Genomic DNA, 13,993 nt, shown 5'->3' on the forward strand with positions numbered 1-13,993 from the left:
TGCGTCGTCGCCCCAGCGCTTCGCGCTGGTACACTCCTCGCAATGACAACAACCTTGTGTCATCCTGAACAGCGTGCTCGTTGCAGGCCACGCAATGACGAAAGCGCTATGCGGGGATCCTTCACTGCGCTCAGGATGACACGCATTGATCATGACGAAGTTGCGCTATGCCTAACCATGTAGCCGGCATCCTGCTCGCTGCCGGGGAGTCCAAACGTCTGGGTCAGCCCAAGCAGCTGCTCGATTGGAAGGGCAAGCCTTTCGTGCGCCAGGTGGCCGAAACAGCACTGGCCTCGCTGCTCGACTCCGTGATCGTGGTCACCGGCGCGGCCGCCGCCGAAGTCAGCGCGGCGTTGGACGGCCTGCCTGTCACCCTGGTGCACAACCCGCGCTTCGCCGAAGGTCAAAGCACTTCCGTGCAGGCCGGGCTGGCGGCCCTGCCGCCGCAGGCGCGTGCGGCGCTTTTCCTGGTCAGCGACCAGCCGCAGCTGCCCGTGGCGCTGATCGACACGTTGCGCGCCCAGCATGCCGCCAGCAGCGCGCCGATCGTGGCCACCCTGGTGGATGACCAGCGCAGCAACCCGGTGCTCTTCGACCGCGTCACTTTTCCTCACTTCGCTGAGCTGCAGGGCGACGTGGGCGGCCGCGCCCTGTTCTCCCGTTTCCAAGTTACCTGGGTGCCGTGGCTGGATGCTTCACTCTCGATAGACGTGGACACCCTCGAGGACTACGAGCGGCTTAAGCGCGCCGCAGGCTAGCACAGGTACAATCCGGCCCATGTCCCTGACCCGCGCCTTCGTCGCCCTTGAAATGCCTGAGCCTATGCAACGCGAGCTGCATAAGCTGGCGCTGCCCATCCAGCGCCAAATGAAAGACTTGCCCCTGCGCTGGGTGCAGATCCCCAACATCCACCTGACCCTCAAATTCCTAGGGCCGGTCGCGCCGGAGCAGATTGCTCAGATCGGCCCGCGGCTGCAGGCTTTGGCGGCTCAAACGCCGCCGCTGCCGGTGCACATCGCCGCCGTCGGCGCTTTTCCCAATGCGGCGCAACCGCGCGTGCTGTGGGCCGGCTTGGAAACCCCGCCGGAGCTGCATGACCTGCAGGCCAGCCTGGAGCGAGAATTGGTCGCCCTGGGCTTCCCGGCCGAGCCGCACCCCTTCCGCCCGCACCTCACTCTGGCGCGCGTGCGCCGGGAACATCGCCCGGCCAACATCAAACGCATCAGTGAAATGCTGGCTGAGGCCAGGGTCAACCCGCCGCAAAGCATTGCACTGGACAGCCTGGCCCTGTTTAGCAGCGACCTCAAACCGGGCGGCTCCGTGTATACTCCTTTGGTACGCAGTGCACTTGTTGGAAATTAGGAGTTTTGGATCTATTGGAACCGATTGAACTGGCCCGCAACCTGGCGGAAACCCTGGAAGACAAAAAAGGCGAGGACATCATCCTGCTCGACCTGCAGGAACTGGCCCCGCTCAGTGATTATTTTGTGATCTGCTCCGGCAGCAGCGACCGCACGATCAAAGCCCTGATGGATGCGGCGGTGGACGTTGCCCGCGAGAATTTCAAAGTCAAGCCGCGCCGCGAGGGCAAGCCGGAAGAAGGCTGGCTGTTGGCCGACTACGGCTCCGTGGTCGTGCATGTCTTCTCCAACCACCAGCGCGAGTACTACCGCTTGGAAGACCTCTGGTCCGAAGCTAAGGTGTTGTTGCACGTGCAATAGCCAACAAAAAACGGGCCATTGGCCCGTTTTTTTTTTACCTAATCGTCGTGGTCTTCGAAGACCCAGCGGTCCACCGCACGCTTCCAGTCGACCAGTTCGTCTGAGTCGAACCACAGCTTGACCTCGCGTTCGCCGCTTTCCGGCTGGTCCGAGGCGTGCGTCAGGTTGCGACCCACCTCCAGGGCGAAGTCGTGGCGCAGGCTGCCCGGGGCCGCCTCCGTGGGCCGGGTGGCGCCCATCGTCTGGCGGATGGCCGCCACCGCGTTGGGGCCTTCCCAGGCCATGGCCATCACCGGGCTGGAGGTAATGTACTTGATCAGGCCGTCGTAAAAGCCTTTGCCCTTGTGTTCGGCATAATGCTTTTCCGCCAGATCCTTGCTGACTTCAATGAATTTCGCGCCTACCAGGCGCAGGCCGCGGCGTTCCAGGCGGGAAATGACTTCGCCCACCAGACCGCGCTGCACACCATCGGGTTTTACCAGTACCAAACTGCGTTCCAAAAGAGTCCTCCGAAATTAAAAATCTGTGGCCCAGCGGGCCAGCGTCGAATTCTACCAGCGCTAGAGCAGGTCTTCAGCCTGGGTATAGCACTCCAGGGCCTGGCTCAGCTGGTTATTGCGCATATAGGCGTCGCCCAACGCCTGCCACAAGGCAATCTGGTCCGGCTGCAGGCTGGCGGCGGCTTGCAGGTCGGCGATCACTTCCGCCAGCTGGCGCCGCCGCCGGGTTAGACCGTCATAGTGGCGCAGGGCCAACTGCAGGTCGCCGCCGTTCAGCGCCCGGCGGGCTTCCTGCAGCTGCTCCGGCGCGGCGCGGGTCGCCAGGGGTTCAGCCGCCTGTGCGGCTGAGCGGTGGGCCTGCTCGGCCAGCCGGTCGTTTGCTTCATCGGTTGCTGTGTCAGTCTCGGCGACCCCAGCTTCGTCCAGGCCAGCCAGCCAGTCTTCGATGGGCTGGGCTTCCTCTTCTATCCCGTTGGGGGCCAGCGGCTCGCTGGCAGCCTCTATCCCTGGATGGTCTTCCGTTTCCCAGGCCTCCGCTTTGGCCGCGGCCTCTTCGGTGCTCAGTTCCGCTTCCGGCACCCACTCGCTGGCGGGTTGGTGTTTGGGCGGACCGAGCTCATCCAACCAGTCCAGCTTCTTCAGCTCATTCTCTTCCGCCGGCGCGGGTTCAGACTCTGCAGGAGCGTTTTCTTCAGCTGGCTGGCCCTCGGCGTCCAGCGGTTTCAGCTCGCCGGTCTGCAAGCGCAATTCGTTCAGCCAGTCCGGCGTTTCTTCTAAGGCGCGTGGGGCCGGGGCGTCTGCCTGGGTTTCTTCAATTTCGGCGCTTAGCTCTTGCAGCCAGGAGGGCGTTTCCGCCTCGGCGGGGATTTCTGGCATTTCGGTGAAGATCTGGCGCAGGCTGTCGGTGGAAAGATCGTCTTCAGCTTGCGCTTCTGCGCTTCCCCGGTCGGGGTCTGCCGGGCTGGCCGCAGGGACATGCTCCGCCGCCTCAAATGCCGGCGGCGGGCCGCTGCTCTCGGCGGATCCCGGGGCCTCGTCCTGAGTGTCCAGGCTGTCCAGCCAGCTTAGGGCGGGGCTGGCGCTTTGCGGCTCCTCGGAGGGTGCTTCTACCTCTGGCGCCCAGTCCGGCTTGGCCAACTGGCGCTCCTCCGGCGTGGTCAGTAGTTCTTCTTCCTCGACGCCCTGGCTGGCCGCCAGGTTTTCCAGCCAGCTCAGGCTTTCCTCATCGTCCACGACTTGGGTGGCTTGGCTGTCGGGCAGGTCGGCTTCGTCCGCGGCTTCATCGGCTGCCGGCAGAGGTTCCTCGTCTTCCGGCAGGCTCGTGGGTTGCAGGCCGGCATCGCGCAGCTCTTCAGTCCAGCTCAGCTTGCGCGGCTGTGGCGCTTCGTCTTCCGGCAGATCGCCGGTTGTGTGCATGGCCGGCCCCAGCTCACGCAGCCAATCCGGCACGGCGTCTTCCACCAGGGCGGCGGTGCCGCGTGTGCCGTACATCTGCAGCTGCTCATCTTCGCTGGCCACCGGGCCGGGCTCCAGGCTTTCCAGGCTCTCCAAGAGGGAGCTGGTGCGCCCGGCTTGCGGCTCTACCGGTGTCTCTTCAGCGCGAGCCGCGTCCTCGGCCTGGACTTCACCGTCTTCCATCTCTACGGAGAGCCAGTCCGGCAGGTCTTCCGTTTCAGAGCCTGCTACCTCAGCCGCATACGGGCTGGGGTTTTCCTCGTCTTCCAACTCGCGGGCCAATTTTTCCAGCATCACGCTGTCTGCGGGCACGTTGTCGACCGCCTCGCGCGTGTCGGTCTGGGCGGCGTACGGGTCCATCTCCTGCACCCGTTCCAGGTAAGGGGCCGCCTCAATATCACGCTGTTCACGGCCCAAGATCTCGGCCATGGCGCGGTTTGGGAACAGGCAATAAGGCATCTTTTCGATCAATTGCTGGCAAACCTGAATGGCTTCGTTTTGCCGCTGGCTTTTCAGCAGCATTTCGGCCAGCAGCACCTGCAGGTCCGGCCGCTCTGGGTCCTCGGCCAGCGCGCTACGCAGTTCAGTGATGGCCTGGTTGAACAGGTCGCCGTGGGCGTACATGCGCGCCAGGGCGCCGCGCGTCAGGCGCACCTTGGGCGGTGCATAGCCCTCGCGGGCGGTGTATAGCCGGCGCAGCTCGTCTTGCACCGCCCGGTTGGAGGGCTGCGCTTCAAAGGCGCGCTCCATGTGCCAGATGGCGGCATCCGCATCGCCGGCTTCTTCCCCCACGATGCTCATGCCGATATGGGCGACGAAGTCATCCGGGCAGGAGGCCAGCACGCGCTGGAAGATGTCTGCAGCCTCTGTGTGCTGCTGCGCTTCCAGATAGGCCTTGGCCATTAAGCGATAGGTGGCGATGTTCTTGGGGAAGCGTTCCAGGATGTGGCGGCAGTGGGCTAGCGCTTCATTGGTCTGCCCAGCATCAATCAAGCTCTCGATCTGGCTTAGATAGGTTCGTAATGCAATTTCGGCCACATTGATCTCCAAAAAGTTAGTATGCCATCTCTCTAGGGATGACGCAAGCTGTAGTCGATCTGCTGGATATAATCAGCCTCTTAGAAGAACGGAGAACTCAACTTTGCATAACATCCCCAACTCCACCGCGCTCAGCGGTCTGACAGTCCTCTAGCCACAGCCATGTTACGTATCGCCAAATTCTTGCGGCCGTATTGGCTCTTCTTCAGCCTGTCGGTCTTGCTGCTGTTCGGCCAGGCCAACTTCGAGCTGGCTCTGCCGGACTACCTCTCGCAGATCATCAACATCGGCATCCAGCAAAGCGGCATCGCCAGCCCGCAGCCCGCGGTGCTGCGCGCCAGCCAGATGGAACACCTGGCCCACTTCCTGACCGCCGATGAGCAAGCCCGCGCCCTGGCAGACTACGACCTGGCCCAGCCGGGCGACCCGACGGCCCAGGCCTACCTGGCAGACTACCCCGGCCTGGCAGACCAGGCCGCGTATCTGCTGCGCCCCAGCGCAGCTGGTCCGCAGCCGGCGCTCAGCCGGGCTTTATGGGCCGCCGCCAGCCTGGAGCAGGCCGCGGCCCAAGCGCACCAGACCCCTTTGCAGCTAGACTTGGCCGGCCTGCCCGCCGGAGCCGACATCTGGGCCCGCCTGGGGGCCGCCCAACCTGCCCAGCGGTCGGCCTTCGTGGCCGACCTGCTGGCCCAGCTTGACGCCCAGGGTGAAGAAGCCCTCGAGCAAGGCGCCATTCAGGCGCTCAAAGCCGAGTATGCCGCCCTGGGCATGGATCTGGGGGCGCGCCAAACCGCTTTCATCTTCCGCATCGGCGGCCTGATGCTGCTCTTCACGCTGCTCTCTGGCATATGCGCGGTGGCGGTGGGCTACTTCGCAGCGCGGGCGGCGGCCGGGGTGGGGCGCGACGTGCGCGCCGCGCTGTTCCGCAAGGTGGAGAGCTTCTCCAGCGTCGAATTTGACAAGTTCCCAACCGCCTCGTTGATCACGCGCACCACTAACGACGTCAGCCAGCTGCAGATGGTGACCCAGATCGTGGTGCGCATGGGCGTCTACGCGCCCATCTTGGGCATTGGCGGCATCTTGCGCGCCGTGGGCAAAGGCTCCTCTATGTGGTGGACGATCGCCCTGGCTTTGTTGGTGCTCACCGGCGTGATCGCGGTCGCCTTTTCCCTCTCGATGCCCAAATTTCGGCTGATGCAGAAGATGGTTGACCGCCTCAATCAAGTCTCGCGCGAAACGCTGTCCGGCATGTTGGTCACGCGCGCCTTCAACCGGCAATCCTTTGAAAAAGAGCGCTTTGACACGGCCAACCAGGACCTGACCGCCAATACGCTCTTTACCTCGCGGGTGATGGTCATTATTTTCCCGATCATGATGCTGGTGCTCAACCTGCTCACCGTGGTCATCGTCTGGGTCGGGGCAGAACAGGTGGCCCAGGCCAGCATGCAGGTCGGTGACATTATGGCCTTCCTGCAATACGCCACGCAGATCGTGATGTCTTTCCTGATGCTTTCGCTGCTCTTCGTCATTCTGCCGCGCGCCTCCATCTCAGCCGACCGCATCGCAGACGTGCTTGAGACCCAGCCGCGCATCGTGGATCCGCCGCAGCCGAAAAGCTTTAGTGCGCCCTTCCGCGGCCAAGTCGAGTTTCGCAACGTCTCTTTCCGCTACCCCGGCGCCGAGGAGGATGTGCTGCACGACATCAGCTTCACCGCCCGTCCGGGCCAAATGACGGCCTTCATCGGCTCCACCGGTTCGGGCAAATCCACCATCATTAATCTCATCCCGCGCTTTTATGACGTCAGCGAAGGCGCCGTGCTGGTGGATGGTGTCGACATCCGCCAAGTGCGCCAGGCCGAGCTGCGCGACAAGATCGGCTATGTGCCGCAGCGGGCCACGCTCTTCTCCGGCACTATCGAGAGCAACCTGACCTACGGCGACCGGGCCGCCAGCCCAGCCGCGCTGGACGAAGCCCTGCGCATCGCCCAGGCCAGCCGCTTCGTGGCCGAGCGCGAGAATGGCCTGCAGGCCGAGGTGGCCCAGGCCGGCGCCAATGTCTCCGGCGGTGAGAAGCAGCGCTTGTCCATCGCCCGGGCCTTGGTGAAAAAGGCCCCGATCTACATCTTTGACGACACCTTCTCGGCTCTGGACTACCGTACCGATGCGGCCTTGCGCCGGGATCTGCGCCAGGCCTACCGTGAGCACACCGTGCTGGTGGTTACCCAACGCGTCTCCACGGTCCGCAATGCCGATCAGATCGTGGTGCTGGAGCAGGGGCGCGTGGTGGGCAAGGGCACCCATGCGGAACTGATGAAAACCAGCGAGATCTATCGGGAAATTGCGCTGTCCCAACTCAGCGCTGAGGAGCTTTCCTAATGCAACGCCGCAGTCCTCATGGCATGGGCCAAGTGGCCCCGGAAAAGGCGCGCAATTTCTGGCCCGCCATTCGCCAACTGCTCGATTACCTGGGCCGCTACAAGCTCAGCCTGGTCGGGGTGGTCATCCTGGCTTTGGCCTCCACCTTGTTCAGCATCATGGGTCCATGGCTGCTGGGCATGGCCACCACCGAGCTGTACGACGGCGCGCTGGCCCAGCTGGCCGGCAGCGGTGCCATCAACTTCGCCGCCATCAGCCGCCTGCTGCTCCAGGCCCTGGGCCTGTACCTGACTTCGGCGGCCTTCGCCTACATCATGGGCTGGGTCATGTCCGCCATCTCGGCAGACATTTCGTATCGCCTGCGCCGCGACATCAGCGACAAGATCCACCGCCTGCCGCTCAAATACTTTGACAAGATCACTCACGGCGAAGTGCTCTCACGCATCACCAACGATGTTGAGGCGGTCAATCAGACCCTCAGCCAAAGCCTGACCCAGATCATCACTTCACTGGTCACTGTGGTCGGCGTTCTGGGAATGATGCTGGTGATCAGCTGGCAGATGACCCTGGCTGCGTTGATCATCGTGCCGCTTTCTCTGGTGTCGATCATCGTGATCGCCAGCCGCTCGCAGAAATACTTCGTGCAGCAGCTGGATTTCATCAGCAAGGTCAACGGCCATGTGGAGGAAATGTTCGGCGGCCACTTGGTGATGAAGGCCTTCAACGGTGAGGCCGACAGCGTGGCGGAGTTTGAACGCCGCAACGACGCCCTGCATGAAGTGGCTTGGAAGTCGCAGTTCTTCTCCGGCCTGATGATCCCAGTGCTGACTGTGGTCGGCAGCCTGGGTTATGTGATCGTGGCGATTGTGGGCGCCTGGATGTTTGTGCAGGGGCGCGTACCGGTTGGCAGCATCCAGGCCTTCATTCAATACGTCAGCATGCTCAACCAGCCGCTGGCGCAGCTGGCCAACGTCACTAATGTTTCGCAGATGACCGCCGCTGCGGCCGAACGCATCTTTGACTTCCTGGCCGAAGCAGAAGAGACGCCAGACACCCCAACCCCACAGCAGATCACCCAGCCGCGCGGGGAAGTGGAGTTCCGCAATGTCAGCTTCGGCTACGAAGCAGACCAGCCTGTGATTCGCAACCTCTCCGCCCTGGTCAAGCCGGGCCAGAAAGTGGCCATTGTCGGCCCCACCGGGGCGGGCAAGACCACCGTGGTCAAGCTGCTGATGCGTTTCTACGATGTCAACGCCGGCGAGATCCTGGTGGATGGGCAGGACATTCGCCAGTACACCCGCCAAGACCTGCGCCGCAACTTTGCCATGGTCTTGCAAGATACCTGGCTGTACAGCGGCAGCATCATGGACAACATCCGCTACGGCGTGCCGGGGGCCAGCGATGAAGACGTCATCGCCGCGGCCAAGGCGGCCTACGCCGACCATTTCATCAACACCCTGCCGGATGGCTATAAGATGGTCATCAATGAAGAGATCAGCAATATCTCGCAGGGCCAGATGCAGCTGCTGACCATTGCGCGCGCCGTGCTGGCCGATGCGCCCATCTTGATCCTGGATGAGGCCACCAGTTCGGTGGACACGCGCACCGAACTGCTGATCCAGGCTGCCATGGACCGCCTGATGGAAGGGCGCACCAGCTTCGTCATTGCCCACCGCCTCTCCACCATCCGCAATGCCGACAACATCTTCGTCATGCGCGATGGCGACATCGTGGAGCAGGGCAACCACGCTGCTCTGCTGGCTGCGGGCGGTTTCTATGCCGAGCTGTACAACAGCCAGTTTGAGCGTGACAGCGAGACCGCGGCCTAACGGCAGCCGGCTGCAAGAAAAACAAAAAGAGGCGCACCCGCGGGTGCGCCTCTTTGTTTTGGTATTTAGTCAGTCAGCTACTTGGCTGCCACAACAGGGGTGGTGCGCTTGCTGGTTCTGATCGACCAGACCAGCAGGCCAACCATCACGACTGCCGCGATCCACTCGCCGATGCCGAAGTTGGTGATCTGCACCACGACCGGGGCAATGATCACTGCCACCAGGTTGACCACCTTGATCATCGGGTTCAGCGCCGGACCGGCGGTGTCCTTCATCGGATCACCCACGGTGTCGCCCACCACGCTGGCCTTGTGACGCTCGGAGCCTTTGCCCAGATTCTTCTTGGGGTCCTTGGGCTCGTCTTCGATCAGCTTCTTGGCATTGTCCCAGGCGCCGCCGGCGTTGTTCATGAACACCGCCAGCAGTTGGCCGGAGAGGATGATGCCTGCCAGGGCGCCGCCCAGGGCTTCCACACCCAGCAGCAGGCCCAGCAGGATCGGGGTGACCACGGCCAGCACGGCCAGGGGCACCAGTTCCTTCTGCGCCGCGGTGGTGGAGATGTTCACCGCCTGGCGGTAGTCCGGCTTGACCTTGCCGGTCAGCACACCCTTCTTGAACTGGCGGCGAGCCTCTTCCACGATCAGCGCAGCCGCACGGCTCACCGCTTGAATGGCGAAGGAGGAGAACAGCCAGGGCAGAGCGCCACCGATCAGCATACCTACGAAGACCTGCGGCACGTCCACGCGGATACCGATGGACTGGATCTGCTGGGCCAGAGGGATGCCCAAGGCAGCCTGGGCCCGGCTCACGTCCACCAGATAGGAGCCGAACAGTGAGACGGCCGCAATCACGGCTGAGCCAATGGCGACACCCTTGGTGATCGCCTTGGTGGTGTTGCCCACTGCATCCAGGTCGGCCATGATCTGCTTGGCCTTGAGGGTTTCTTTGTCCTTCTTGTTGCCCCAGGACATCTCACCGATGCCGTTGGCGTTGTCGGCGATGGGACCAAAGGAGTCCATCGCCACGTTGTTGCCGGTCAGCGTCAGCATGCCGATGCCGGTCATGGCCACACCGTACAGAATGTAGGTGATGCTCTCGACCGGGTCGGCGCTGATGCCGCCGAAGATCACGATGGAGGAGAAGATCGTGGCGGCGATCACCACAGTCGCCCACACCGAGGATTCATAGCCTACGGACACACCTTGCAAGATCAGCGTGGCCGGGCCGGTGTTGGCAGCCTTCTTGATGTCCTGCACCGGGCTTTGGTGCGTGCCGGTGAAGTACTCGGTCATGCGATCGATCAGGATCGCCAGCAAAACGCCGATGCCGACCGCCAAAGGCGTGCGCCACCAGCCGCCGGGCAGGCCATCCGTGGACAACACGTTCAGGTAGTAATACGCGGCGGCGAAGAACAGCACCACGGAGATCGCCGCGGAGGAGAGGAAGCCACTGAAGATGGCGCTCATCGCGTTGGCGGCGTTGCCTTCTTTGCCGGCTTTGACAGCGTAGGTGCCGAAGATCGAGGACAGCACACCGATGCCGCGCACGATCAGCGGGTAAATGATCCATTCCACATGGCCGGTGATGTGATACAGGGCCACACCCAGGATCAGGCCGGCCACGATGGTCACTTCGTAAGACTCGAAGATGTCGGCCGCCATCCCAGCGCAGTCGCCCACGTTGTCGCCCACCAGGTCAGCGATCACGGCCGGGTTGCGCGGGTCGTCTTCGGGGATGTCGTTTTCGACCTTACCCACCAGATCGGCGCCCACATCAGCCGCCTTGGTGTAGATGCCGCCGCCTACGCGCATGAACAGCGCCAGCAGCGTGCCGCCAAAGCCAAAGCCCAGCAGGGCGTCTGGCGCAGCGATGCCGAAGTAAATGAAGATGACCGTACCACCCAGCAGGCCCAGACCGTCGGTCAGCATGCCGGTGATGGTACCGGTGCGGTAGGCAATACGCAGAGCTTCGCCGAAAGAATAGCGGGCGGCGGAAGCGACGCGCACATTGCCTTGTACCGCCATGCGCATACCGATCTGGCCCACAGCCAGCGAGAAGGTGGCACCCAGCACAAAGCCGACAGCGCGGCCGATGCCGATGATATTGCTCACCTGGGCCAGGGGGATACCCTCAAAGCGCTCGATCGCCTCCGGAGTGGGAGGCACGATGGTTACCGAGAGGTACATGGCCACGGTCAGCAGGGCGATCAGCGGCAGGATGGAGCGCAGTTGGCGCTGCAGATACGCATCTGCCCCGTCACGGATGGCGCCCCACACTTCTTGCATCTTGGGTGTGCCCATGTCCTCAGCCAGGATCTGATTGCGCAGCAGCAGCGCGTACAGCAGGCCCACAATGGCCACACCGAGCACGCCCCACATCGCCCAGATCTCAAAAGGGGATAAACCTAATTGTTGCATGCAAAAAACTCCTATGAAAAAAGGTTTGCTTCCTTAAAAAGCGCCGGAGGACATCAGCCGCCGGCGCCTACGAATGCGAAAAGATTGTAATTTGGGGGGTACTTTGTGTCAAGTTGCACTACTCTGGGTTTGTCATTCCGGGCGCAGCGAGGAATCCGTATTGCGTTTGTAAGAAACACCATCACATGAGGTCTGCCCCTCCAGATAGGGCTGATTCTCAACCGTCTTTGCACGGATTTCTCGTCGCAGCTCTGCTGCTCCTCGAAATGACAAAAACGTGTCATTCCGAGCGTAGCGAGGAATCCGTATTGCGTTTGTAAGAAACACCATCACATGGGCGGCCTCTTCCGGACAAGGCTGATTTCTCAGTCGCCCGGCACGGATTTCTCGTCGCAGCCAGCTGGGCGTGGCTCACGCTCCTCGAAATGACAAACACGCCTTATCAGTTCGACTGGTATGCCTTATAGTAAATCCATGGCGCAGCAGGGGAAGTATTACATCTACATCCTGAGCAACCCCACGGGCACGCTTTACACCGGTGTCACTAACAACCTTGAGCGGCGAATCTGGGAGCATAAAGCGCGCGCCAATCAAGGTTTTGCCAGCAAATACAAGATCGATTTGCTTATGTACTATGAAGAATTTGACTTTGTCGAGGATGCCATTGCTCGCGAAAAGCAAATCAAAGCCTGGCGTAGAGAAAAGAAGCGCAATCTAATCGAGACGACCAACCCCACCTGGCAGTACCTCAGCCACGATTGGTTCTAAGCTACAGCCCCTTGCCGCCCAGGGTGCGCAGTTCCGCCCGGTCAGACATGCCGGCAATCAGCGGGCGCGCCTGGGCGATCAGCGCCTGGGTCTCTTCCGGAGCCAGCGAGGCTTGGTGGCTCTCGGCGCTGGTCCACACTTCGCTGACCCAAATGCCCTCTGGGTCGGCCGCATCTTCGCTCACGATATAGATGAGGCAATCGGGGTTGGCCTGCATGGCTTCCGCCGCCTGCAATAAAAGCTCCAGCAGGGCGGGGCGTTTGCCTGTTATAGCGCTGATTTTTCCGTGTAATCCATACATGGATACATTATAGACCTCCAAGATTAGAGAATCTCATTTTCTGGCACAAAGCCTGCATTAACCGGTAGCATGTCAAGGATTTGATGTTGACTCGCCGATTTGATTCACTGTATAGTGGTCTTCACTCGGTTGGGGTAACAAAGCGCCAGCAACATTCGTTGCTGGACTTTTTACTCCCCGGCAGCAGCAACTCCTTGGCGCAATACTCTCAGGAGTAAATTCAATTACCGGGCTTTTAGCCTGGGAGAAAGACAACATAGTGCTGAACGAGAAACTCCTCGAAGATATCGCAGGGCGTGATGCCCAGTCCGATCGTGAACACCCCGCCATCGCCCGGCTTATTGAGCTGGGCCGCAAGCAGGGTTATGTCACCATCGACGATATCCTCAACTTCTTCCCCGAAGCAGAGCGTGACGTAGACAAACTCGAAGAGGCCTTTGCTGCCCTGCTGGGCGCCGGCATTGCCTATGTGGACGACCCCGAAGTGATTGAGGGCCACGACAACGAGCTGAGTCTGGACGGGGACGACGACAACGAGGAAGACGAAAAGGAAAGCCGCCGCCAGCAGGAAGCCGACGACAACTACCTGGCCAATATTGATACCGATGACATGATCGGCCTGTACCTTAAGGAAGTGGGCCGCGTACCGCTGCTCACCGCCGAAGAAGAGGTCATGCTGGCCAAGCGCATCGAAAAAGGCCGCATTTCCCGCGAGGCACTCGCCTCCGGCAAGTTCAGCGAAGAGCAGCGCCCCAAGCACCGCCAGCAGATCGAAGACGGCTGGGCCGCGCGTGAGCACCTGATCACCGCCAATTCCCGCTTGGTGATCAGTGTGGCCAAGAAGTACATGGGCCGCGGTGTACCCTTTCAGGACCTTATTCAAGAGGGCAACATTGGCCTGATCCGGGCCGCCAAGAAGTTCGATTACCGCCGCGGCCACAAGTTCAGCACCTACGCCACTTGGTGGATTCGCCAAGCGGTCACCCGCGCCATTGCCGACCAGGGCCGCACGATCCGCGTGCCGGTCCACATGGGCGACCAGATCAACAAGCTGCTGCGCGTGCAGCACCAGCTCACCCAGCGCCTGGGGCGTGACCCCTCGGTGGAAGAGCTGGCCGAGGCTTTGGATGTGCCGCCCAAGAAGGTCGAGAACATGATCCAGGTGGCCCGCCGCCCGCTTTCGCTGGAGACGCCCACCGACGATGAAGAAGATTCCGTGCTGGGCGATTTCATCCAGGACCATGAGGCCCCGGCCCCGGACGACTCGGCCACCTACAACCTGCTGCGTGAGCACCTCTACGAAGTGCTCGATGGGCTGCCGCCGCGTGAAGTGCGCATCCTGCAGCTGCGCTATGGCCTCATGGACGGCCAGGCCTATACGCTGGAAGAAGTTGGCAGCAAGATGGGCGTCACGCGTGAGCGTGTGCGCCAGATCGAAGCCCAAGCGCTCAGCCGCTTGCGCCATCCTGTGGTCGCCAAAAAACTCAAGGAATACTTGGGTGAGGCTTAACCCTAAACGGGCAAGAACCAAACAGGCGCCAAAGGCGCCTGTTTTTTTGTTGGCTTGGACGCCCCGGGGCAGCATGAT

The 13,993-nt window shown here is 61.8% G+C and carries 11 protein-coding genes; 7 read left to right on the forward strand and 4 right to left on the reverse strand.

Going from position 1 to position 13,993, the window contains the following annotated elements; translation table 11 throughout:
* Positions 1-167: 167 nt before the first annotated feature.
* From KF885_07700 to rsfS, 3 genes are read left to right on the forward strand one after another with little or no spacing between them, the layout of a single operon-like run.
* Positions 168-758, forward strand: a complete 591-nt coding sequence (locus tag KF885_07700) for a nucleotidyltransferase family protein (protein ID MBX3049041.1) — start codon at positions 168-170, stop codon at positions 756-758.
* Between the two features lie 19 nt (positions 759-777).
* Positions 778-1,362, forward strand: coding sequence for an RNA 2',3'-cyclic phosphodiesterase (gene thpR, locus KF885_07705; protein ID MBX3049042.1), 585 nt, complete (start codon positions 778-780; stop codon positions 1,360-1,362).
* 14 nt (positions 1,363-1,376) lie between these two features.
* Positions 1,377-1,721: a ribosome silencing factor gene (gene rsfS, locus KF885_07710; GenBank protein MBX3049043.1), complete on the forward strand. Its 345-nt coding sequence runs from the start codon at positions 1,377-1,379 to the stop codon at positions 1,719-1,721.
* Positions 1,722-1,759: 38 nt separating this feature from the next.
* Here the strand turns inward: rsfS and ndk are convergent, their stop codons facing one another.
* Positions 1,760-2,221 carry a nucleoside-diphosphate kinase gene (gene ndk / locus KF885_07715; protein MBX3049044.1) on the reverse strand — a complete coding sequence of 154 codons (462 nt, stop codon included), beginning with the start codon at positions 2,219-2,221 and terminating at the stop codon, positions 1,760-1,762.
* A gap of 60 nt (positions 2,222-2,281) precedes the next feature.
* Positions 2,282-4,714 (reverse strand): tetratricopeptide repeat protein, encoded by a 2,433-nt coding sequence (locus tag KF885_07720; GenBank protein ID MBX3049045.1) that lies wholly within the window; start codon positions 4,712-4,714, stop codon positions 2,282-2,284.
* Between the two features lie 162 nt (positions 4,715-4,876).
* Here KF885_07720 and KF885_07725 point away from each other — a divergent pair, with 162 nt between their 5' ends.
* Positions 4,877-7,090, forward strand: a complete 2,214-nt coding sequence (locus KF885_07725; GenBank protein ID MBX3049046.1) for an ABC transporter ATP-binding protein — start codon at positions 4,877-4,879, stop codon at positions 7,088-7,090.
* Entirely contained in the window at positions 7,090-8,919 is a 1,830-nt protein-coding gene (locus tag KF885_07730; protein MBX3049047.1) for an ABC transporter ATP-binding protein, read from the forward strand. The genes KF885_07725 and KF885_07730 overlap by 1 nt, the downstream gene beginning before the upstream one ends.
* 77 nt (positions 8,920-8,996) lie before the next feature.
* Here KF885_07730 and KF885_07735 read toward each other — a convergent pair whose 3' ends face one another.
* Positions 8,997-11,351 carry a sodium-translocating pyrophosphatase gene (locus tag KF885_07735; GenBank protein ID MBX3049048.1) on the reverse strand — a complete coding sequence of 785 codons (2,355 nt, stop codon included), beginning with the start codon at positions 11,349-11,351 and terminating at the stop codon, positions 8,997-8,999.
* Between the two features lie 459 nt (positions 11,352-11,810).
* On the opposite strand from KF885_07735, the gene KF885_07740 reads away from it, so the two are divergent.
* On the forward strand, positions 11,811-12,104 hold the full coding sequence (locus tag KF885_07740) for a GIY-YIG nuclease family protein (protein MBX3049049.1): 294 nt from the start codon (positions 11,811-11,813) through the stop codon (positions 12,102-12,104).
* A gap of 1 nt (position 12,105) precedes the next feature.
* Here KF885_07740 and KF885_07745 read toward each other — a convergent pair whose 3' ends face one another.
* Positions 12,106-12,405: an antibiotic biosynthesis monooxygenase gene (locus tag KF885_07745; GenBank protein MBX3049050.1), complete on the reverse strand. Its 300-nt coding sequence runs from the start codon at positions 12,403-12,405 to the stop codon at positions 12,106-12,108.
* Between the two features lie 286 nt (positions 12,406-12,691).
* On the opposite strand from KF885_07745, the gene KF885_07750 reads away from it, so the two are divergent.
* A complete protein-coding gene (locus KF885_07750; GenBank protein MBX3049051.1) occupies positions 12,692-13,915 on the forward strand; it encodes a sigma-70 family RNA polymerase sigma factor in 1,224 nt (407 codons plus the stop codon).
* The last annotated feature ends 78 nt before the right edge of the window (positions 13,916-13,993 follow it).

This window comes from Anaerolineales bacterium (genome assembly GCA_019637805.1).
In the GTDB taxonomy this organism is placed as follows: Bacteria; Chloroflexota; Anaerolineae; order Anaerolineales; family UBA11579; genus JAMCZK01.

Bases quoted from the DNA above. Each gene is read 5' to 3' on its own strand.
- KF885_07730 (MBX3049047.1), top strand. From the start codon at position 7,090: ATGCAACGCCGCAGTCCTCATGGCATGGGCCAAGTGGCCCCGGAAAAG.
- KF885_07740 (MBX3049049.1), top strand. From the start codon at position 11,811: ATGGCGCAGCAGGGGAAGTATTACATCTACATCCTGAGCAACCCCACG.
- KF885_07700 (MBX3049041.1), top strand. From the start codon at position 168: ATGCCTAACCATGTAGCCGGCATCCTGCTCGCTGCCGGGGAGTCCAAA.
- KF885_07745 (MBX3049050.1), bottom strand. From the start codon at position 12,405: ATGTATGGATTACACGGAAAAATCAGCGCTATAACAGGCAAACGCCCC.
- thpR (MBX3049042.1), top strand. From the start codon at position 778: ATGTCCCTGACCCGCGCCTTCGTCGCCCTTGAAATGCCTGAGCCTATG.
- KF885_07725 (MBX3049046.1), top strand. From the start codon at position 4,877: ATGTTACGTATCGCCAAATTCTTGCGGCCGTATTGGCTCTTCTTCAGC.